Genomic DNA, 20,169 nt, shown 5'->3' with positions numbered 1-20,169 from the left:
GATCGAAATGTTCATTTCACAATATAGATCAATCGGTTTAGAACGGAAGGAGAAAGATTTTGTCTGGGTATATAACGATTAGAAACAAGCGGATTTATTATGAGGTTCACGGCGATGCCGATCTACCTGTAAGTTTGTATTTACATGGTGGCCCTGGAGTTGGTTCCTATGACTTCATCGAACAGCAAGCTAAAGAGCTTTCAAAATTCATGAGGGTCATTGCAATTGATCAAAGAGGAGTGCTACGATCGGATCCAATTGAAGATAAAGAGTCATTCGGACTTCTTGATCTGGTAGAGGACTGCGAAACTATCCGTAAACAACTTGGTATCGAAAAGTGGGGTATCATTGGTCATTCTATTGGTGGATATTTGGCAGTACACTATCAATTAAAATATCCTGAGCAGGTGACATATCTTTTGTTTGAATGTCCGACGTTTGATTTGGGAAGTTCTGCGCGATCTCTAATTACAGGAGCAGTTCAGCAATATGAACGATTAGGAAAAGATGGGATGATCAAAGAGTGCCTGATAGCTTCAAAAATAACGGATACCAAAAAGGTATGGGAAAAATGTATAGAGTTTCTTATTGATTTAGGTGAAAATAAAGACAATTTGTATGTCCATGGTGAAGATAAGCATTTTTTTGATCGACTTGTTGAAAAATCCGATATTCCAGAGGTGAATTGGAAAAGGGCCTTCAATCATCAACAAAAACTCTATCAAGAGGGGAAAATATTTGAATCATTGTTAACGAAACTCGATTCTATTACCTGTCCAATGCTACTGATGAAAGGTAAATATGATTGGGTAACGGGTGATGACCAACTGCTCTCGTTTACGAACGGAAAGTCCAATCGTAAGGTAGTTGTGTTTAATCAAAGTGGCCACTTTCCGAGGGTTGAGGAACCCAAAATGTATGCCAGGACAATAAAAGATTTCATATCGGTTAACTGAAAAATCATACATATTGACCTGAAACAAACGGTTCCTTTATTATAACAACCTACCACTACTGTTGTTCAACTATAGTGGTAGGTTTGTATGAGTAAATAAAACTTTTAATTTAATAATCTAGGTTAATGGAACTTCCTAATTTGCGGAAGTTCCATTAAGTTTAACAGCGTATTTTATTTAACTAAACCTAATTGCTTTAGTCCGTTAAAAATACCATTATCATCGACACTTGTTGTACGATGTTTTGCGAAAGCGAACAAATCTGTATGCGCGTTTCCCATTGCAAAACCTTCTTCTACAAATGCAAGCATTTGTTTGTCATTCATCCCGTCCCCAAATGCAATCGTACTATCTTTTTCGAAACCAAGAAGTTCAATAACATGTTTAATAGCGCGACCTTTGTTTACACTCTCTCGGATTACGTCATAACTATGCATTAGACCTTCAACATTAACCTGCGAGAAAAAGATCGGTTCATCTGTTTCATATAATCCGGGATCATCTTCATTTAGGTTCATTAGTGTAATTCCTAAAATATTATCCACATATGCCGATGTATATAGTGATGTGTCTTTTAAATCAAAGTAACTAGAAAAATCTTTAATAACATCTGCTTCCATTGATGTCATCAAACTTTTATTATGTGTATATAAAACCATTTCATGCGGATTCGCTTCACAAACACGAAGGAAGTGTTCGACTGTCTCCTGTTTCATGGGTTTGTTCAATATTTCTTTATCTTGATATATAGCATAAGCACCGTTGTAGCCAATAAAAGAATGTACATCTAGTTCTTCAGCAATGTCTATAACTTCATGTAGTGGTCGACCAGTAGCCAAGAAGATCTCTATTCCTTGTTCTTTTACTTGTTTTATTGCATTTTTTGTCGAATCATCAATCGTGTGATCTGCTTTCAAAATAGTTCCATCAATATCTAAAAATAATATTTTATAATTTGTCATGGTAGGCTCCTTTTGTAGTAGACGCTATAATGAAAAGTTTATCATAAATTTGTCATATAGAGAATGGAAATACTGTAGTTTACCATCTAAGAAGAAAATGATATAGTAATGGATAGCTTCACGTTGATAAGTAATTGATTAACCTTATTTTCGTAGTTCGGATAAAGGACTTTAAAACTTATTTAAAAGGGCGAATGTAGATGAATATAAAAAAAATCTTAAATAACAATGTTGTTGTAACGGAAAACGAGCAGCAAAAAGAGTTAGTTGTGATGGGGAGAGGCCTAGCTTTTCAAAAAAAGATCGGTGAAGAAATTGAAAGCGAAAAAATTGAAAAGACCTTTGTTTTAGAAGGAGAAGGTTTTACAGACAAATTAGCAGAACTTTTAAGTGAGATCCCAGAACAGTATTTTGAAATCGCTTATAAAATAATTAATTTTGCAACGAAACGGTTACCGTATGAATTAGATGATTATATTTATGTTGCCCTTACTGATCATTTGAGTTTTGCAATTAGCCGCTTTAAACAAGGGGTTAATTTACCGAATGCCCTATTATGGGAAATAAAAAAGTTCTATAAAGAAGAATATCAAATTGCAAGAGATGCACTTGTTATTATTAAAGAAGAAATAGGAATCGATCTTCCAGAAGACGAAGCAGGTTCTATTGCTTTACACTTAGTTAACAGTCAGCTCTCGGGGGAAAATGTCGAAGCAACCGTGAAAGTTACAAAGATGGTTAATAGTATTTTAACCATTGTGAAATATCATTATAATATTGAAATAGATGAGACTTCGCTTAACTATGAAAGATTTTTAACACACTTAAAATTCTTTGCCTTACGATTCATACGAAATGAGGGTAAGGGACAGGAAAGTATGGATACCTTTTTATTTGAACAGATAAAAACGAAATATAAAAAGGCATATGATTGTAGTGAAAAAATTGTTGCGTTTGTAGCTAAATCATACGATTGGGATATATCAGATGACGAAAAAATTTACTTGAGTATCCATATTCATCGTGTTACCAATAGAGAAGTACAACAGCAACAATCAAACAAATAGATTGATTAGCTAAAACCTAAGACTACATTTCATACAGAAACTGCTCAAGCGTAGTTGGTTTGTATCGAACTGTTAGTTTAGGTTTTTTTATTAGGGAAAGAGAGTGGGATCTAGTATGAATTATAATCAGTTAGCTGAGAAAATTATTCATTATGTTGGTGGAGAAGAAAATATTGAGTCTTTACATCACTGTACAACCAGATTGCGATTTAAATTAGTTGATAAATCTAAAGTTGATCGACAGGAAATACAACAATTATTAGGTGTTATACAAGTGATGGATAGTGCCGGTCAACTACATATTGTTATTGGGAATGATGTTAGTGACGTCTATCGGAAAATAATAAAACAAAGTGAGTTAGACGGTAAAACACAAACTAAAACGCAAGAAAACAACTCTATACTGAATTATTTTATTGATATTATTTCAGGTGTTTTCACGCCATTATTAGGTGCAATGGCTGGTGTCGGTATTTTAAAAGGCATATTGATTTTATCCCTTGCATTAAACTGGTTAAATGAAGATAGCGGTACCTATCAAATTTTACATGCGGCAAGTGACAGTTTGTTTTATTTTTTACCACTTATATTAGGTATAACAGCCGCACGAAAATTTGGCACGGATCCTTATGTAGCTTTTGTTATTGCAGGAGCATTAGTATATCCAGATTTGATCACTACATATGAATCAGGGTTAGAATTAACTTTTATGGGCTTACCTATTTATTTAACGAACTATGCAACATCTGTTATACCGATCATTTTGACGGTTTTTGTCATGTCTAAAATAGAACCACTACTAAATAAAATTTTTCCTAGTGCGATAAAAACATTTTTTACACCACTAGTGTTAATTGCGACGTTGGTTCCGTTAACTTTATTAGTGTTTGGTCCTTTTGGTAACTATGTAAGTGGAGGTCTTGCTGATGGATATAGCTGGATTTATAGTAATAGTGCAGTAGTAGCAGGAATTGTAATAGGTTTCTCGTGGCAAATACTTGTCATGTTTGGTCTGCACTGGGGATTAGTTCCTATCGCAGTTAATAATTTAAGTCAATTTGGTGGAGATACCCTTACTGCGATGTTAACGCCAGCAATTTTTGCTCAGGCTGGAGCGGCGCTTGGTGTATTTCTTAAATCAAAGAAAAAACAGGTTAAATCAATCGCTGCCCCTGCGGCAATAGCGGGCTTGTTTGGGGTGACAGAACCCGCTATATATGGAATTACACTACGTTATAAAAAACCATTCATTATAGGCTGTATTGCTGGAGGGATTGGTGGTGCAATTGCTGGGCAATCAGGCGCAAGTTCTTCATCTTTAGCAGTACCAGGACTTGCTTCCTTACCGGTATTCTTTGGACGCGGTTTTACATTATTTTTATTAGCAATAGCAATAAGTTTCATTTTTGCTACTGTATTTACTTATTTCTTTGGATATCAAGATGAAATGAGCGCACAAACTGCAACTAATAATCAAACAGAAACAGTCATAAAGAATGTAGCGATAGCAAGTCCATTTAATGGGGCACTTCTTTCATTAGAAGAGGTACCAGATGAAGTGTTTGCTTCAGGTGTGGTTGGTAAAGGTATTGCGGTTGTACCAATTGATAAGAAGTTATACGCGCCAGTAACGGGAGTAGTTTCAAGTGTCTTTCCAACGAGTCATGCGATCGGTTTTACATCACAAGAAGGTGTAGAAGTATTGATTCATGTAGGGATTCATACAGTGCAATTAGATGGTGAATATATGGAAGTATTCGTCAAACAAGGTGACCTGGTAGAGCAAGGTCAGCATATCGCAACAATAGAAATCGAAAAAATTACTGCACGGGGATATGATATCATCACGCCGATTCTTGTAACGAATACAGGAGAATATACAGATGTTTTACCAATAGATGAAGAGAATATAGTGGTAGGAGAACGACTGATTACAGTTATTATTTAATTATATACGACTATCACTTTATGTAGGGAGATTTTAATTTGGACGGATTTAATCAGCAATTCATCTATTCCATTTTAATTATTGGTTTAGGTTATTTATTAAAACAAACAAAAATAATCAAAGAAAGTGATGGAGAAGGACTAGCACGTCTTATATTTAATCTTACATTACCAAGCTTAATTGTAGTAACATTTTCAGATATTGTGATTGAGCCATCTTTATTTTTCTTAGTAATAGCGGCAATTATTGCAGGTTTTTTCTTCGTATCCATCGGTTTATTTGTTTTTAGAAATGAACAGAACAGTACAAGAGGCATGTTACTTATGATGATACCAGGATATAATGTAGGCTTATTCGCTTATCCTTTGGTAGAAGGGCTTTGGGGTGCGGAAGGGATTAAATATTTTGGAATGTTTGATGTAGGGAATGCTTTTATTGTATTTGGATTAAGTTATTTAATGGGTAGTTTTTATGCAAGTGAGGAAACCAAGATCACAACGAAAGAAATTACACTTAAGTTAGTAAAATCAATTCCATTGATGACATATATGATTGTATTTCTATTAAATATTATACATATTCCATTGCCAAATGTATTAATTGATACAGCTTCTATTATTTCTGGTGCGAATATGCCATTATCTTTATTATTATTAGGTATTTATTTGAATTTTACTTTTGATAAAAAATATTTGTATTTAGTTGGGAAGTTCCTTGTAGCTCGATTTGGAGTTGGTCTGCTTATTGGAATTGCACTCTTTGTTTGGTTGCCAGTTGATTTAATGTTTCGCTATACACTCTTGATTGCTTTAATCTTACCGACTTCAATGTCCTTATTGCCTTATGCAGTTGAATTTGGTTATGATAAAAAGTTTGTTGGGACTGTATCAAATATCACCATGTTACTTAGTTTCTTTTTAATTTGGTTAATTATTAATATATGAGAGACTTCATTCATTTCGTTTATGTGATCTACATTAAAATAAAAAGTCCACTATTCCTAATTAAGAATAGTGGACTTTGTTTTATTTATTTATGAATACTTCAATTGCTTTAGCAACACCGTGTTCATTGTTACTTACTGTCGTGAAATTACATGCTTGTTTAATGGCCTTTTCAGCGTTACCCATTGCGACACTATGCCCAACAATCTTTAACATGGATAAATCGTTAAAATTATCACCAATTGCCATTGTGTCTTCTAAAGCGATGCCATTTTCAGCTGCAAAAAGTGATAAAGCAATCCCCTTTTGTGCATCTGGATGATTAAATTCTGCATTGTCAAAACCAGAAGATGTAATGATGACGTTATCCTTGACTGAAAACTGTTTTTTTACTTTTTCCAATGTATCTACTTCTAGAGAAAAGGCAAGTGCTTTATAGACTTCAATGTCTTTATCTGCAAGAAGTCCGTTGAAATCATCTGTTATTTTAAACTCTTCTTCTTGAAAACGCAATGCTGCTCGCTCTTCCACTTCTTCACGCGAAACTTCTGGGTGAGAAGAGAGCATGATATTCAAAAGGACTTCCATGAATTTTGCGCGGTCAGGAGAATAGATACCTTGATTGGTATATAATTCAAAATAGGCTTCACTTTCCTGACATTGCTGTATAATTTTTTTGCTGATTAATTTAGAAAGTGGGATATTACGTAACCTTTCCCCTTTTTCTGTAAAAACATTTGCACCATTTAAACAAATAATAGGACAAGTTATCCCAACTGCTTGTAATGGCTTATTTGCAGCGGAATAGGACCGGCCAGTTGCAACAACTACTTTTATTCCCGCTTGAATTGCTTTCTTTAATGCTGTTTCATTTTCTTTGCTAATTTCCCCATTTTCATTCAATAATGTGCCATCTAAATCTGTCGCAATAAGTTTCATTTCATTACTCCCTTTGTATGTAGGATGTTAGTAAACATCACAATCTCTCTAACATTAGAATACACAAGAAGTAGGTCACATGCAACGACTGCGAACCTACTTCTACAATTCTTAACTATTCTTTACATAGTATATTTTTAACCCATCTATCTTTTTTGTCTCTAAATTCACTTAGCTTAATTTTACTTACTTTCCTATTATTTTGCATTTGTACAATCAGTTCTCTTTTATTCTTCATCGGATTTCACCTCCTTATCTAATAAGGAAGTCATCATATCGGTCATGGACTTTAATTTTTCTTCATCTTGAAGCATATCTTGCATCATTGACATTGCTTCTTTAGATAAATCTGGATCTTTTAATACTTTGTTCATTAGTTCCGGTGTATCTCCATTTTCCATTAGTTTTTTCATCAACTTACTTAGATTTGTATCAGTCATTTTTTTCATTACTCCTTTCGTTGTATCATGCATAAAGAATGCTTTTATTTTTTGGGAAAGTTGAGCTAACCGAGCACTATTTTCAGGTTGTCTAAAAATAGTAATAAGACTTTCTAATTTATCAATCGATTCTGTATGAAGATTTTTTTGCTTCCAATCTAGTCTGATTTGTTCCAGAATGGTTTGGTCTTCTACTGATTGATTAATCGTTGAATTTTTAAATCTTTTCGCTTTTACTTCTCGAAAACGACCTTGAGCCGTTCGCTCGAAATATAGTATATTATCTTTCAAATTTTACACCTACCTTTATTTTTTATAGTACATAGATACGCAAATAGAAATGTTTCGACCGTGTTTTTGTCTTATATAAAGGTTAAAATAGCGTGTATACCTACACCTATTTATAAAATATAGGGAAGGTAATCCTATTAAAATAACCATTTTTAAAAAAATTGATAATTGTCCATTCATTTTTCTCTATCAATCATAGATTAACAGTGTGAGGCCTCCACAAGTTTAATAAATGATTGATAGGAGGGAATAGAATGGCTATTATAGCTGCTTTGGTATTGTTGTTCTTTTGGTTCTTTATTTTCACACCAATTATTTTGTTAGTTGCGGTATTGGCCGCTTTAGGTATCTAGTAATGAAGCGCTAGTTTAACTACTAGCGCTTTTTACCTTATAAGGACAAGTGACGTTTTAAAAAAGCATTTTTGAAAAATAGTACGTATATATTTCCTAATATATCTAGAAATCTAATGATAATTAAGGTATGATAAAAAAGAAGATAGACATGCAACCAAGGGGAGGAATATTGTTGAAGCAAAATAAATGGAAACTAGAATTAATAGGAATAGCTATAGTAGGTAGTCTTTTTTTAACGGGTTGTAATGAAAACGCTAACAAAGATATGGAAGCAACAGATCTGGATGCACCTAATTATCAAAATGTAACGGTACATGACCCATCCGTTATCAAAGATGATGATACTTTTTATGTGTTTGGATCACATTTAATGTCCGCTAAATCAGATGATTTAATAGAGTGGGACCAAGTGTCTAATGGCGTACATGAAGGTAATGTACTAATACCAAATGCAGCTGAGGAAATGGAAGAAGCGCTAACTTGGGCTGAGACCGATACCTTTTGGGCTGCAGATGTCATTCAATTAGAAGATGGGAAATATTATATGTATTACAATGCCTGTAGAGGTGATTCACCTTTATCAGCAATGGGAATTGCCACATCTGATTCTATTGAAGGACCATATGAGGACCAAGGCATTATTTTGAAATCTGGTATGACCGAAGAGCTTAGTGAAGATGGTGATACTTATGATGGAACACAAGATCCAAATGTTGTTGATCCAGACGTATTTTACGATAAAGATGGTAAGCTTTGGATGGTCTATGGATCCTATTCAGGAGGGATTTTCATCTTGGAACTGGATGCAGCTACTGGAGAACCATTACCTGATCAAGGATATGGCAAAAAACTATTAGGTGGAAATCATAGTAGAATAGAAGCGCCATTTATGCAATACAACGCTGATACCGGCTATTACTACTTATTTCTATCTTATGGTGGCTTAGATGCCGTTGGTGGATATAATATGCGTGTCGCTCGTTCTGAAAACCCTGATGGTCCGTTTGTTGATGCAGAAGGAAAAGATATGATTGAAGCGAAAGGAGCAGCTGGAAGTTTCTTTGATGATGAAGCAGTTGCACCATATGGCGCTAAAATAATGGGTAACTTCACATTTTCTGAAGGAGATGGTTATGTATCTCCTGGTCATAACTCTACTTATTATGAAGAAGAAACAGATGAGTATTTCATTTATTTCCATACACGCTTTCCAGATCGTGGTGAAGAACATGAATTGCGTGTACACCAAATGTTCTTTAATGAAGACGGTTGGCCAGTTGTTGCTCCTCACCGCTATGGTGGCGAAGAAATAGAGACATATAGTGAGGATAAAGTAACGGGTAGTTATGAATATATTAATCATGGAAAAGATATATCCGAGTTCGCTAAATTATCAGAAGCAATAGAGTTAGAAGCAAATGGTGAGATTAGCGGTTCAGTTACAGGTGAATGGGAATTAGAAGGTAATCAGATAACGATTGTTATCGATGGCACAAGTTATGATGGTGTATTCCTTTCGCAGTGGAACCCATTTTCATCTGAACAAGTTATGACATTCTCGGCAATGTCTGATAACGGTGTTACAATCTGGGGTAGTCAAGCAATAGAATAAGTGAAAGAAAAGTGGTCTAGCGAAAAAGCTAGATCACTTTTTTACAATTATTTTAATAACTTTAAAGAATAATTGTAATTTTATGTTAAAATAAATGAGGAGTTTTGGACGATATTAGTATGTAAGTCTATTTAGTTTACTAAAGAAAGCGGGAATAGTATGAAATATATTGTACAATATCTGCTAGCATTAGTGGTAATTGTCTTTTCAACAGTGTTTACGTGGTATGAAGGAAGTGAAATAAGAAATAATACTTGGGAACGGAAGTATTCCGCTTTTTTTTCAAAGCTGTTTACTAATGAGCTTACAACAGGTGCTGATATATCACAATTAGATCATTTCATATATGCAGCTAAATTCAAACCACTATTTCCAACATTGCTAATAGTAAGCCTATCGTATGTTTTAATGCTAAGTGGCTATTTGTTATCAAAACAAAACAAGAGAAATCTGATTATAATTCAGTGTTCATTTGGAATCTTATATTTATTATTAGGACTAACAATATCTGACTCACCAACTTTAGGAGGAAAATACTTAACTACCGTCTTTATAATACTTTGCATTGCAAATTTTATAGTTGCAATAATGGTTTTTTTGAAATTAAAAAAGGATAGAAAGATAATATATTCATCGATCTGATTGTTGGAATTTCTTTGTAAACAGTTACTTAGTTTGATAAGTTTAAAAGAATGGTATATGATAAACAAGAAACGAACAAACGTTCTTTTTTAAGGGAGGAAAAAAGGATGAAAGCACTACTGGTTATTGACGTTCAAAATGGAATGTTTCAAGAAGGTAATAGCGTATATAAAGCTGAACGATTATTACAAAACTTAAAAAGTTTAATAGCAAAAGCACGCTATGCTAAAACACCTATTTTTTATATACAACATAATGCACCTGTTGGCAAGCCCTTAGAATATGGTACAAAAGGTTGGGAGATTCATTCTGAAGTCACGCCAAACACGGAAGATATAATCATTCAAAAAACTACTCCAGATTCATTTTTAAATACGTCTTTAGAAGCTGAATTGAAAAAACATAGGATTGAACATTTAATAATTGCAGGCATACAAACAGAAGTTTGTATTGATACAACTTGCAGAAGAGCATTTAGTATGGATTACAAAGTCAGTTTAGCATCAGATGCACACAGTACTTGGGATTCACAAGACATCAACGCTAAACAAATCATAAATCATCATAACAACGTATTACGTTGGTTTGCAGATGTTTACTCAAGCAAAGATATTACTTTTGATAGTTGATTGTAAAGAAAATATACATACAAAGCTTTTTCAAGAGCGACGGCAACTAATGTGGCGGTCAATTAGAATGGATTAACTGTTTAGCATTCTTCCTCAAGTTATTCATCTCTAATTTTATATTTATTTTCACAAGTATAAAAGTTAAAAGTAATTTAAAATTTTTCTATATCAGTTACTACGTCTTTTAAAGTATCTATTGACTTAGCTATGTCTTCTTCATGGTCAAGACTATGATTAACCCCAGGAATTAATTTTGAAGTAATATTTTTATTTGTTCTTATTTTATTGAACTTTTCCTCTGTATAGAAACGATCTCTGTCACCCATAAAACACAAACCTTTGTTTTTGCTATCAACCATAGTTGTAAAAACCTCATCTAAATCTAATAGAGGTGTTAACCAAATAGTTTTAGCATTCTCGAAAATAGTTCTTTTCAATTCAGAACTCATTGCAATGGTTCCTATGGATTTACCAATAATATAAAAATTTATATACGAGTTAGTGTTGAGTATCTTATCTATGACTAATTTCGAATCACTTTTAACCGCTTCATATAATTCATTTTGAGAGAAATTGTTATAAAACGGATCACTATAAGAATAATTAACCGCTAAGATGTCTTTATTTTTATTGAAAAATACTCCAGTAGAATAATGAAAAATTGGACTGTTAGCCGTATAACCAGCACCTGGAAGTATTATCACTAAATCGTGTGAAGAATCAGTTTTTCCGTATAAAGTATAAGGTATATTCTTTCCTTTATAACCCTCGATACTTTCATTAATGTATTTCATTGTTATTCCTCCTTGTATAAAGTCAATATATCTTTGCACTTCCATTTTATCAGAGTTCCAAGAGTAAGCTATAAAGAAATTTTTTGGTAAATTTCTCTGTTAATACCCTTTCAAGCTACAAAATATGCTAAAGTAACTATAGAAGTAATGAGCGGAAAATGGTTTTTGGGGGAAAGTTATGAATAAGTTTCGGATTGTTTTTATTGGTCTATTATTAATTCTAATGATTGGCGTAATTGTGCCACTCGTATTAAGTGGTCAACCAGGTCAACAAGAAGCTAAAAATGATGTTGAAGAAGACGTTGAATTAAGTGATAGTAAAAGTGGAAAGACAATAAAATTAGCACAAGATATAAATAGAGGAATTGTTTTAAAAGAAACAATTGAGATTGAAGAGACTGAGAACGAAGAGGATGACTTAGAAGAGGAAAAAGAAGAAGAGCTGGCAGAGTTAGAATTAGATCAGACGGATGAAGATAGTACAGAAGTCGCGGAGGAATCAACGGTTGCAACACAAGATCAGACTAATTATAGTAGTAGCACTGGCGCTGGTTCTAACAATAGCTCTAGTTATTCTAGTACATCAAGTAATAGCACTGAAACAAAATCAGAAAGTGTAGCGACAAATAAAGAAACTACTAGTAAGACAGATGATGAAGATGAAAAGAAAAAAGAAGTGGCAGAAGAAGAAGCTAAAAAAGCAGAAGAAGAAGAAGAAAAAATAGCAAAAGAAAAAGAAGCGAAAGAGGAAGCAGCACAAGCGGAGAAAGAAGCTGAGGAAAAAGAAAAAGCAGAACAAACACAAGAACAACAAGATTTAGAGGAACAAATTGAAAAAGAAGCAGAAGAGTTAGATGAAGAACCAAAAGGATAAAATACTTATAAGTAAAGCATGGGGTGCATTTCTCCATGCTTTTTTTATTTGATTAAAGCATATGAATTTAATGTTACATAAATATACGTTATAATTATATTATGTAACATAAGGTGGTGTGATAATATGCATACTGTACAACCAATAAAACGAATAGATCAACTAGAAGCAATGAAACAAATTTTACATAAACGCTCAAAACGTGATTATTGTTTATTTTTAATAGGTATTAATACAGGTATGCGAATCTATGATTTGATTAACATTCGTGTAGATCAAGTTATGAGTCAGGCAAATGAAATTCATCCTTATTTACAAAAATCAAGCTATCTTGATCCACCTATTTATTTTAACCAATCTCTACAAGCATTAATTCATGAAGTAATAGAAAAGTCAGATCTTAAAAGAGAAGATTTTCTGTTTAAATCACGCAAATCAAAAGCTCCAATAACACGTCAACAAGCATATCGTATCATTCATTATGCGGCAGAAGAAGCTGGAATAGATGAACCAATTGGTATGCACACACTTCGAAAAACGTTCGGTTATCATGCTTATACAAATGGCATTGCAATCTCCCTTATAAAAAAACGTCTACAACATCAAACAACAACTGAAACTCGGCATTATCTCGGTATTTCAAAAATAGACAGTTCTGAAGTAAAACTTGATATTAATTTATAGAAAGGAGAAATAATTCATGATTAATGGAATTTTTCAGACAGACTCACTTATTTTATTATTCGCAACCTTATTTATCTTAGGTGTAGTTACTACCAAATTATCTTCTCGATTTGGTGTTCCAGCATTAGTATTATTTATTGTGATTGGGATGGTAATGGGTAGTGATATATTAGGACTTATTTATTTTGATAATGCGCAAACAGCACAAATAATTGGTGTGTTTGCTCTAATCATTATTTTATTTGAAGGTGGTTTACAAACAAATTGGAGTGATCTGAAACCAGTAATGAAGCCATCATTGTCATTAGCAACGCTCGGTGTCGTACTTACATCAGCGATTGTAGCGGTGGCTGCAAAATACATACTACAAATTGATTGGACTCTTGCAATGCTATTTGGGGCGATTGTTGGATCTACGGATGCGGCAGCAGTTTTTGCTGTATTAAAAGAACAACCGATAAAGAAGAGAATTGGAACAACACTTGAGGCCGAATCTGGATCAAATGACCCAATGGCTGTTTTCTTAACAGTTGCAATGATTGAATTAATAACGAATCCTAGTACAAATATTTTTTGGTTAATCATAACATTCTTTTTACAAATTGGTCTTGGACTACTTCTTGGCTTGTTATTAGGAAAAATTGCGGTCATGGCAATAAATAAGATTAACTTAGATTCAAGTGGTTTATACCCGATTTTTGCTATTTCTTTCGCACTATTAACATATGGTTTAACCTCTGCTTTAAATGGAAGTGGCTTGTTAGCTGTGTATGTATTAGCCATCGTTATGGGAAATGCTGAAATTGCCTATCGCTTTTCTGTATTCCGTTTCTCTGAAGGTTTTGCTTGGATGATGCAGATTCTAATGTTTGTTATTTTAGGATTACTCGTTTTCCCATCTGAACTATTTCAATGGAACATCATCTTCCAAGGTGTAACGTTATCTATTATTTTAATGCTGATTGCACGTCCAATTGCAGTGGCTATTTCAACTATCTCTATGCATTATACAAAGAAAGAACTAATCTTTTTATCATGGGCGGGTTTGAAAGGTGCAGTACCAATTGTTTTAGCAACCTTTCCTTTACTTGCTGGAGTGGAAGGTAGTCAGCAAATTTTCAATGTTGTCTTTTTTATTGTACTAACGAGCTGTCTTATTCAAGGGACGACAATAGCTCCTTTGGCTCAAAAATTAGGATTATTTGGTCCTAAGAAAACAACTCCGATTCATACGTTAGAGTTGATATCATTAGGAAAAGCTAATGCTGAAATGATTGAGTATGAAATAGAAGAAGATGCTGAAATTGTTGGTAAAACATTAAACGATATTTCCTTTCCGAAAGACACACTCGTGAATGCGATAATTAGAGAGGAACAGCTAGTTACACCAACAGGTGATACAGTAATTTCAGCTGGTGATTTTCTTTATATGCTAACATCCCGTTCAAGTAAAAAATCGTTACGATTGTTATTGAGAAGAAAATCTTAAACATCTAGTGAAATTATCGAAAAAGAATTATAAATAGCGTGTGCGTGTTTTTCCAAAATGTTCTATACTAGAGTAGTAAAAATCTTTAGGAAAAGGACTGATATCAATGGCACGTATTACATGTGATTTTTTTTCCGAAACACTTATGTTAAATACATCGATGACAGTAATTTTACCAGAGCAAACAGCTAATCAAATAGGCATGCAAAACAATAAAAGACAGGACCAAAAGCATCCAACGCTTTATCTATTGCATGGGCTTAGTGATGATCATACAATCTGGACGCGTCGTACTTCGATTGAACGTTATGTAGCTGAATTAGGAATAGCGGTAGTAATGCCAAATGTTGATCATAGTTTTTATACCGATATGACGTATGGAAAAAATTATTGGACATTTATATCAGAAGAGTTGCCTAGGATTGCGCGCTCGTTTTTTCCGTTATCTGACAAACGAGAAGATAATTTTATTGCCGGATTATCTATGGGTGGTTATGGAGCAATGAAATGGGCTTTAAATAAACCGGATCAATTTGCAGCGGTAGCAACGTTATCTGGTGTATTAGATATTGCTAGTCATGTTGCTAATCAACAAGAACCTAATCCAATGGCTGCAACATTATATAACGCTTATGGAGACCAGGATTTAAAGGGAACGATGCATGATGTGTTGGATTTAATCAAGAAAATAGATGCCTCAGATGGTGAGAAACCTAAAATCTATCATGCGTGTGGCACAGAGGATTTCTTGTATAATGATAATTTACTATTTAAAGAAGTTTGTGATCAAACTGATTTAGATGTCGTTTCAACTTTTGATAGTGGTTCACATGAGTGGGGGTATTGGGATTATCATATCCAACGTGTATTGAAATGGTTACCTTTAAAATAATTTAATACATATAAACTTTTTATTAGCTGATCCAACTAGTTTATATGAGAGCGTCTAACTTATTAGTTAGATGCTTTTTTGGATATAATACCCAAAGGGCTTTCTTACATAAATAGACTAGAGAAAGAAGGGATACTGTTTGAAACAGATTTATAGCGACATGATTGAATTTAGAGGTTCTCATTATGATTTTGGTCTAATACAAGCGAAAGAATTAAAGGATTCTTTATATATTAAAAATCGTCTAAAACAGTGGAAAACAAGAAAACCGCGTTTTTCAATTGATATAGAGGAAGCAAAAACGGCGATTAAATCAATTTCACCAAAAATATGGTTTGAACTAGAAGGTCTTCGGGATGGTTTAGAATGGCCAATCGAAAAAGTTCTGCATGAATTTGGTGGATATCGGCTTGATTATGAACGTTCCGGTTGTTCTGTAATGACAGGTGATGGCTATCTTGTACGTAACTATGACTATCATCCAAAAACATATGATGGTCGTTTTGTTTTAGAAACATGTGCGACCGCCTTGGAAGCAATAGCGTTACTAAAAAAAATACCGCATCGCCATTCATTTAGCTATATTCTGTATGACAAGATTGGAAAAACATATGTTGTAGAAGCAACACCTCGTAATGTATTTGTTAGAGAATCAACAATATGTACCAATCATTTTAAGACAATGGAAGAGGAGAATCGTCATTATTTAGTTGATTCTAAACGGAGAGAAATGATACTTGCAAAAGAAGCGGATTCAGGATTAAGTGCAAAGCAAGCATTTCAGTTATTAAATGGTCGTCAGCGTGGAATTTTCTCGGATGAATATCGTAATTGGGCAGGAACGATACACACTACTGCTTACTTTCCAAATGATTTAAAGGTATGGATAGCACTTGGTGCTGATCAAGATCCAACAGAAGTAGACTTTGAAAAGTGGTTACAAGGGATAGTGCTGTCCATAAATCATGTTACAGGTGAGGTTGATACAGCTATACCATTTGCACATATGGATGAAGGAGCACATTGGCAACACAAAAAAAACGAACCAGATTAATCTGGTTCGTTTTTTATTTAATAGCTGTTATTAGTTTTTTTCAACGTTAGCAGCTTGTGGTCCACGGTTGCCTTCTTCGATGTCGAATGTTACAGTTTGACCCTCTTCAAGTGTCTTAAAGCCTTCGCCTTGAATTGCAGAGAAGTGAACGAATACATCGTCTTGTCCTTCTACTTCGATAAATCCAAAACCTTTGTCTGCGTTAAACCATTTTACTGTTCCTTGTGCCATATTACTTTTCCTCCTAGTGTGGATCGTCCACACAATGTATTACTATTCTTGCTCATGCATCAAAACGAAAACTTTCACGTTGCTAGTTACTTGAAGTGTTTTGTCGAACAAAATAGCTAAGTTCATTATAACAAGTGATTTTCCAAAAAGCAATGTTTTGTAAGAAAAAAATAAAAGGAATTTTTCAAAATACAAAGAAATTAATCTTTAATTGGCTATAATACTTGATAGATAGGACGATTGTATGTAGTATAGACAAAGGAGTTTTTTATTAATAAGGTTTAAAAGAGGGGTAACTATGAGCGATAAATATTCCATATATGGATTGACACAAGATAAGCTTACAGAGTGGCTAGTTGACCGTGGGCAAAAAAAGTTTCGGGCATCACAAGTTTGGGATTGGTTGTATAAAAAACGTGTGACAACGTTTGAAGCCATGACAAATCTTAATGAAGAAAGTATCGCTTTATTAAAAGCTAATTTTTATATAGAGTCTTTGACAGAAGATTTAAAACTAGAATCAAAAGACGGAACGATCAAGTTCTTATTTAAACTGGAAGATGGTAACTTGATTGAAACGGTATTAATGCGTTTTTCCTATGGTTTATCGGTTTGTGTCACAACGCAAGTAGGCTGTAATATTGGTTGTACATTTTGTGCAAGTGGTTTACTAACGAAAAATCGTGATCTCTCGGGTGGAGAGATAGTAGAACAAATTATGAAAGTACAACATCATTTAGATAAATTAAATAATGGTGATCGCGTTAGTCATATTGTTATTATGGGAATTGGTGAGCCGTTTGATAATTATGATAATACAATGGATTTCTTACGTGTTGTCAATGACCAACAAGGTCTATCAATTGGTGCAAGACACATTACGTTATCTACAAGTGGATTAGCACATAAGATTCGCGACTTTGCGAATGAGAATTTCCAAGTTAACTTGGCGGTTTCTTTACACGCTCCAAATGATGAACTACGTACACGCATTATGAAAATTAACAAAGCATTCCCGCTTGCGAAGTTAATGGATGCAGTTGATTATTATTTAGAGAAAACAAATCGACGAATTACGTTTGAATATATTTTGCTGAAAGATATTAATGATCATCAAGAAGAAGCTGTGCAGTTAGCAAAACTTTTGAAAAATAAACGCCATTTATCCTATGTCAATTTGATTCCATATAATCCTGTTGAGGATAACCAATATGATCGTAGTGAAAAAGATGCCATCGTATCTTTTTATGAAACACTATTAAATGCTGGAATCAACTGTGGTGTTCGTGTTGAACAAGGTTCCGATATTGATGCAGCATGTGGACAATTACGTAGTAAGCAAATGAAAAAGGCCAATTAATAGTAACCACACTTCGAAGTTTAAAGAAGTGTGGTTTTTTTTAAACCATAATGCTTTATTCCGATTAAACAAGTGTGTATAATAAGAATAAAAGGGGATGAAGAGATGACTATTCCAAAACCATTAGTCCAATTAAATCAATCTTTCATCGTTACTACCGTTATCATCGCATTAATCTTCGTTAAGTCGCTGTTACTTTTACCATTTATAATTGGCGTATATACATTAGCTACAAAACAAAACCCAATTATTCTTTTTGGCAAAATGTTTTTAAGAAAACCAGTAACTAGCTATCAACAAGAAGATAAGGAACAGCAAATCTTCAATCAATGGATAGCAACGATATGTTTAGGAGTATCGCTCTTATTTTTTACTATTAATTTAAATGTTTTAGGATATGTTTTTAGTCTCATGGTTGTATTAGCTGCAGGAATTGCTTTAATGGGATACTGCATTGGTTGTACAATTCGTTATCGCTATATGATGTGGAAATATAATCGTTCCAAAAAACAGTCTGCTTAACTGACATGTTATTGAAAATATGTCTAAATATATAAAGAAAAGGCCAAATCACTAGTGATTTGGCCTTTTCTTTTGCATGTTTCCCACTAGAGTTTAACCATTATTATTGCTCCAGTTTAGAATTGAGTGAATGTATTTTTACGTACATGTGGATAAACTTCTCGGCCCGCAATGGTATTTATGATTTGAATATTACGGTCTACCGCTAATCCTAGATTTGTCGCTCCGGTACCATGTGAATGTTCTAAATTTGTTACTGTGAAGAAGCGAGCTGGTTGCTCCTGTTTAAAAACAAGTTGATAATCTCTTGTTACTTGATAATGTTTATCATCTTCCCAAACAATTTTATCTTTAAAACGTTCAAAGAACCAAACAGGTATATTGGGTTTGTACCCAGTAGCTAGTATGATTTTATTACTTGTATAAGTGGATTGTTTATCCTCTTGCCATTGATGACACAACAATTGATAGTTTTTATCTTTTGCTGTGATACGCTTTATTTCTGTAAGTGGCTGAATGGTGACGTTTGGGTTATTGCCTCCGACCGATTGATGATAAAGCAGTTCATAAATCTTATGTAAAGTAGACTGATCAATACCCTTCCGTAGTTGACTCAGTTCATCCAATGCCTTCATTCGTTCTTTATAAGATAGGGCATGAAAATAATCTACATAATCGGGCGTGAATACTTCTTGTCCAATTTTCGATGCATCTAATTGAAACAAACCAGCAGATCGAGTGATCCATGAGAGATGATAGTGATGGAATTTCTGTTCATGAAGCAAATCATAAAAAACCTCTGCAGCGCTTTGACCTGAACCGATAATCGTAATTGATTTTGCAAGTTGGGTTTCTGATTTGTAGTCTAAATAATTATTCGTATGATAGACATCTGCTGAAGATAAGTTTTCCGTACCCTCTAGAACAAGTGGCTTACTTCCTGTTCCCAACACGACATGTTTTGCTTGATAACATTTCACTTTGTCCTCATTCCAATGCTTCACTTTAACAATGTAATATGTATGATGATCTATCACATCAATCACTTCAGAGTGAAAGTAACAATTTGGTAATTGCTCAGCTACCCAGCGTCCATAGGAATCATATTCTTGCCTTGGTATAGTGAATTTCTGAAAAAAGTAAAAGGGATAAAGCCTATTTTGCGCGTGCAAGTAATTTAAAAATGTGTATTGGCTTTTGGGATTAGCGAATGTTACAAGATCGGCAAGAAACGAAACTTGTAAGTCTGTCCCATCGATTAGCATCCCAGGATGCCAGTGAAATTCAGGCGTTTGATCGAAAAATAGCGCATCTAATTCTGACTGTTCATCTATGAGTGCTGCTAATCCAAGATTATAGGGGCCGATACCAATGCCAATAAAATCTAAGGTAGTAGTTTGCATCCGGAAAACCTTCTTTCATTTATAAGTATAATATTTATATACCCGTAACGTTATGTGATCAATCAAACGTCGCTTAATAA

General features: G+C 33.9%; 21 protein-coding genes. 14 read left to right on the top strand and 7 right to left on the bottom strand.

The genetic code is table 11. The annotated features are described in order from the left end of the window. Positions 1–59 precede the first annotated feature (59 nt). Complete coding sequence (locus tag D2K62_RS03790) at positions 60–956, top strand: alpha/beta fold hydrolase (protein ID WP_157967838.1); 897 nt, start codon at positions 60–62, stop codon at positions 954–956. A gap of 173 nt (positions 957–1,129) precedes the next feature. Here the strand turns inward: D2K62_RS03790 and D2K62_RS03785 are convergent, their stop codons facing one another. Then, positions 1,130–1,918 carry an HAD family hydrolase gene (locus D2K62_RS03785; RefSeq protein WP_112180603.1) on the bottom strand — a complete coding sequence of 263 codons (789 nt, stop codon included), beginning with the start codon at positions 1,916–1,918 and terminating at the stop codon, positions 1,130–1,132. A gap of 200 nt (positions 1,919–2,118) precedes the next feature. On the opposite strand from D2K62_RS03785, the gene licT reads away from it, so the two are divergent. The 3 genes from licT to D2K62_RS03770 all read left to right on the top strand — a co-directional run bounded on the left by licT (position 2,119) and on the right by D2K62_RS03770 (position 5,877). Then, the gene (gene licT, locus D2K62_RS03780; protein WP_112180604.1) at positions 2,119–2,985 is read left to right on the top strand and encodes a BglG family transcription antiterminator LicT; all 867 of its coding nucleotides are present in this window, start codon (positions 2,119–2,121) and stop codon (positions 2,983–2,985) included. 115 nt (positions 2,986–3,100) lie between these two features. Continuing rightward, positions 3,101–4,933 carry a beta-glucoside-specific PTS transporter subunit IIABC gene (locus tag D2K62_RS03775; RefSeq protein WP_117149274.1) on the top strand — a complete coding sequence of 611 codons (1,833 nt, stop codon included), beginning with the start codon at positions 3,101–3,103 and terminating at the stop codon, positions 4,931–4,933. 38 nt (positions 4,934–4,971) lie between these two features. Continuing rightward, entirely contained in the window at positions 4,972–5,877 is a 906-nt protein-coding gene (locus D2K62_RS03770) for an AEC family transporter (RefSeq protein WP_112180606.1), read from the top strand. Between the two features lie 81 nt (positions 5,878–5,958). Here D2K62_RS03770 and D2K62_RS03765 read toward each other — a convergent pair whose 3' ends face one another. The 3 genes from D2K62_RS03765 to D2K62_RS03760 all read right to left on the bottom strand — a co-directional run bounded on the left by D2K62_RS03765 (position 5,959) and on the right by D2K62_RS03760 (position 7,547). After that, positions 5,959–6,816 carry a Cof-type HAD-IIB family hydrolase gene (locus tag D2K62_RS03765; RefSeq protein ID WP_112180607.1) on the bottom strand — a complete coding sequence of 286 codons (858 nt, stop codon included), beginning with the start codon at positions 6,814–6,816 and terminating at the stop codon, positions 5,959–5,961. A gap of 115 nt (positions 6,817–6,931) precedes the next feature. Next, positions 6,932–7,054, bottom strand: coding sequence for a hypothetical protein (locus D2K62_RS19250; RefSeq protein WP_255421349.1), 123 nt, complete (start codon positions 7,052–7,054; stop codon positions 6,932–6,934). After that, positions 7,044–7,547 (bottom strand): hypothetical protein, encoded by a 504-nt coding sequence (locus D2K62_RS03760; RefSeq protein WP_112180608.1) that lies wholly within the window; start codon positions 7,545–7,547, stop codon positions 7,044–7,046. Before D2K62_RS03760 ends, D2K62_RS19250 begins: the two co-directional genes overlap by 11 nt. Positions 7,548–8,168: 621 nt before the next feature. Between D2K62_RS03760 and abnB the strand changes: the two genes are divergently transcribed. The 3 genes from abnB to D2K62_RS03745 all read left to right on the top strand — a co-directional run bounded on the left by abnB (position 8,169) and on the right by D2K62_RS03745 (position 10,786). After that, positions 8,169–9,515, top strand: a complete 1,347-nt coding sequence (gene abnB / locus D2K62_RS03755) for an arabinan endo-1,5-alpha-L-arabinosidase AbnB (protein ID WP_198671271.1) — start codon at positions 8,169–8,171, stop codon at positions 9,513–9,515. A gap of 159 nt (positions 9,516–9,674) precedes the next feature. Further along, positions 9,675–10,157, top strand: a complete 483-nt coding sequence (locus D2K62_RS03750; RefSeq protein ID WP_112180610.1) for a DUF4306 domain-containing protein — start codon at positions 9,675–9,677, stop codon at positions 10,155–10,157. A gap of 107 nt (positions 10,158–10,264) precedes the next feature. Next, positions 10,265–10,786, top strand: a complete 522-nt coding sequence (locus D2K62_RS03745; protein WP_117160928.1) for a cysteine hydrolase family protein — start codon at positions 10,265–10,267, stop codon at positions 10,784–10,786. Between the two features lie 152 nt (positions 10,787–10,938). On the opposite strand, the gene D2K62_RS03740 is transcribed toward D2K62_RS03745, so the two are convergent. Further along, positions 10,939–11,580 carry an alpha/beta family hydrolase gene (locus D2K62_RS03740; protein ID WP_117149278.1) on the bottom strand — a complete coding sequence of 214 codons (642 nt, stop codon included), beginning with the start codon at positions 11,578–11,580 and terminating at the stop codon, positions 10,939–10,941. Positions 11,581–11,758: 178 nt separating this feature from the next. Here D2K62_RS03740 and D2K62_RS03735 point away from each other — a divergent pair, with 178 nt between their 5' ends. The 5 genes from D2K62_RS03735 to D2K62_RS03715 all read left to right on the top strand — a co-directional run bounded on the left by D2K62_RS03735 (position 11,759) and on the right by D2K62_RS03715 (position 16,573). Continuing rightward, the gene (locus tag D2K62_RS03735; protein ID WP_117160927.1) at positions 11,759–12,454 is read left to right on the top strand and encodes a hypothetical protein; all 696 of its coding nucleotides are present in this window, start codon (positions 11,759–11,761) and stop codon (positions 12,452–12,454) included. A 126-nt stretch (positions 12,455–12,580) separates the two neighbouring features. After that, positions 12,581–13,138 (top strand): tyrosine-type recombinase/integrase, encoded by a 558-nt coding sequence (locus D2K62_RS03730; protein WP_117160926.1) that lies wholly within the window; start codon positions 12,581–12,583, stop codon positions 13,136–13,138. 16 nt (positions 13,139–13,154) lie between these two features. Then, positions 13,155–14,627, top strand: coding sequence for a potassium/proton antiporter (locus D2K62_RS03725; RefSeq protein ID WP_112180614.1), 1,473 nt, complete (start codon positions 13,155–13,157; stop codon positions 14,625–14,627). Between the two features lie 106 nt (positions 14,628–14,733). Continuing rightward, entirely contained in the window at positions 14,734–15,519 is a 786-nt protein-coding gene (locus tag D2K62_RS03720) for an alpha/beta hydrolase (protein ID WP_117160925.1), read from the top strand. Between the two features lie 139 nt (positions 15,520–15,658). Next, positions 15,659–16,573: a C45 family autoproteolytic acyltransferase/hydrolase gene (locus D2K62_RS03715; RefSeq protein ID WP_117160924.1), complete on the top strand. Its 915-nt coding sequence runs from the start codon at positions 15,659–15,661 to the stop codon at positions 16,571–16,573. 30 nt (positions 16,574–16,603) lie between these two features. Here the strand turns inward: D2K62_RS03715 and D2K62_RS03710 are convergent, their stop codons facing one another. Continuing rightward, a complete protein-coding gene (locus D2K62_RS03710; protein WP_112180617.1) occupies positions 16,604–16,804 on the bottom strand; it encodes a cold-shock protein in 201 nt (66 codons plus the stop codon). Positions 16,805–17,102: 298 nt separating this feature from the next. Between D2K62_RS03710 and rlmN the strand changes: the two genes are divergently transcribed. Both rlmN and D2K62_RS03700 read left to right on the top strand, forming a co-directional pair. Further along, a complete protein-coding gene (rlmN, locus tag D2K62_RS03705; protein ID WP_112180618.1) occupies positions 17,103–18,164 on the top strand; it encodes a dual-specificity RNA methyltransferase RlmN in 1,062 nt (353 codons plus the stop codon). A gap of 105 nt (positions 18,165–18,269) precedes the next feature. Next, the gene (locus D2K62_RS03700) at positions 18,270–18,686 is read left to right on the top strand and encodes a DUF4395 domain-containing protein (RefSeq protein WP_112180619.1); all 417 of its coding nucleotides are present in this window, start codon (positions 18,270–18,272) and stop codon (positions 18,684–18,686) included. 116 nt (positions 18,687–18,802) lie between these two features. Here D2K62_RS03700 and D2K62_RS03695 read toward each other — a convergent pair whose 3' ends face one another. Then, positions 18,803–20,089: a lysine N(6)-hydroxylase/L-ornithine N(5)-oxygenase family protein gene (locus D2K62_RS03695; RefSeq protein ID WP_112180620.1), complete on the bottom strand. Its 1,287-nt coding sequence runs from the start codon at positions 20,087–20,089 to the stop codon at positions 18,803–18,805. Positions 20,090–20,169 lie beyond the last annotated feature (80 nt).

The sequence above is a fragment of the Paraliobacillus sp. X-1268 genome, from assembly GCF_003426095.1.
Taxonomy (GTDB): Bacteria; Bacillota; Bacilli; order Bacillales; family Amphibacillaceae; genus Paraliobacillus_A; species Paraliobacillus_A zengyii.
Note: the sequence above shows the minus strand (reverse complement) of the source record. Positions and strands in the feature narration are given on the sequence as shown.

Excerpts from the sequence above, each read along its gene's own strand:
- D2K62_RS03750 (WP_112180610.1), top strand. The coding sequence starts at position 9,675 with ATGAAATATATTGTACAATATCTGCTAGCATTAGTGGTAATTGTCTTT.
- rlmN (WP_112180618.1), top strand. The coding sequence starts at position 17,103 with ATGAGCGATAAATATTCCATATATGGATTGACACAAGATAAGCTTACA.
- D2K62_RS03730 (WP_117160926.1), top strand. The coding sequence starts at position 12,581 with ATGCATACTGTACAACCAATAAAACGAATAGATCAACTAGAAGCAATG.
- D2K62_RS03695 (WP_112180620.1), bottom strand. The coding sequence starts at position 20,089 with ATGCAAACTACTACCTTAGATTTTATTGGCATTGGTATCGGCCCCTAT.
- D2K62_RS03720 (WP_117160925.1), top strand. The coding sequence starts at position 14,734 with ATGGCACGTATTACATGTGATTTTTTTTCCGAAACACTTATGTTAAAT.
- D2K62_RS03740 (WP_117149278.1), bottom strand. The coding sequence starts at position 11,580 with ATGAAATACATTAATGAAAGTATCGAGGGTTATAAAGGAAAGAATATA.
- D2K62_RS19250 (WP_255421349.1), bottom strand. The coding sequence starts at position 7,054 with ATGAAGAATAAAAGAGAACTGATTGTACAAATGCAAAATAATAGGAAA.
- D2K62_RS03785 (WP_112180603.1), bottom strand. The coding sequence starts at position 1,918 with ATGACAAATTATAAAATATTATTTTTAGATATTGATGGAACTATTTTG.
- D2K62_RS03745 (WP_117160928.1), top strand. The coding sequence starts at position 10,265 with ATGAAAGCACTACTGGTTATTGACGTTCAAAATGGAATGTTTCAAGAA.
- abnB (WP_198671271.1), top strand. The coding sequence starts at position 8,169 with ATGGAAGCAACAGATCTGGATGCACCTAATTATCAAAATGTAACGGTA.
- D2K62_RS03710 (WP_112180617.1), bottom strand. The coding sequence starts at position 16,804 with ATGGCACAAGGAACAGTAAAATGGTTTAACGCAGACAAAGGTTTTGGA.
- D2K62_RS03765 (WP_112180607.1), bottom strand. The coding sequence starts at position 6,816 with ATGAAACTTATTGCGACAGATTTAGATGGCACATTATTGAATGAAAAT.
- D2K62_RS03735 (WP_117160927.1), top strand. The coding sequence starts at position 11,759 with ATGAATAAGTTTCGGATTGTTTTTATTGGTCTATTATTAATTCTAATG.
- D2K62_RS03775 (WP_117149274.1), top strand. The coding sequence starts at position 3,101 with ATGAATTATAATCAGTTAGCTGAGAAAATTATTCATTATGTTGGTGGA.
- licT (WP_112180604.1), top strand. The coding sequence starts at position 2,119 with ATGAATATAAAAAAAATCTTAAATAACAATGTTGTTGTAACGGAAAAC.
- D2K62_RS03725 (WP_112180614.1), top strand. The coding sequence starts at position 13,155 with ATGATTAATGGAATTTTTCAGACAGACTCACTTATTTTATTATTCGCA.
- D2K62_RS03700 (WP_112180619.1), top strand. The coding sequence starts at position 18,270 with ATGACTATTCCAAAACCATTAGTCCAATTAAATCAATCTTTCATCGTT.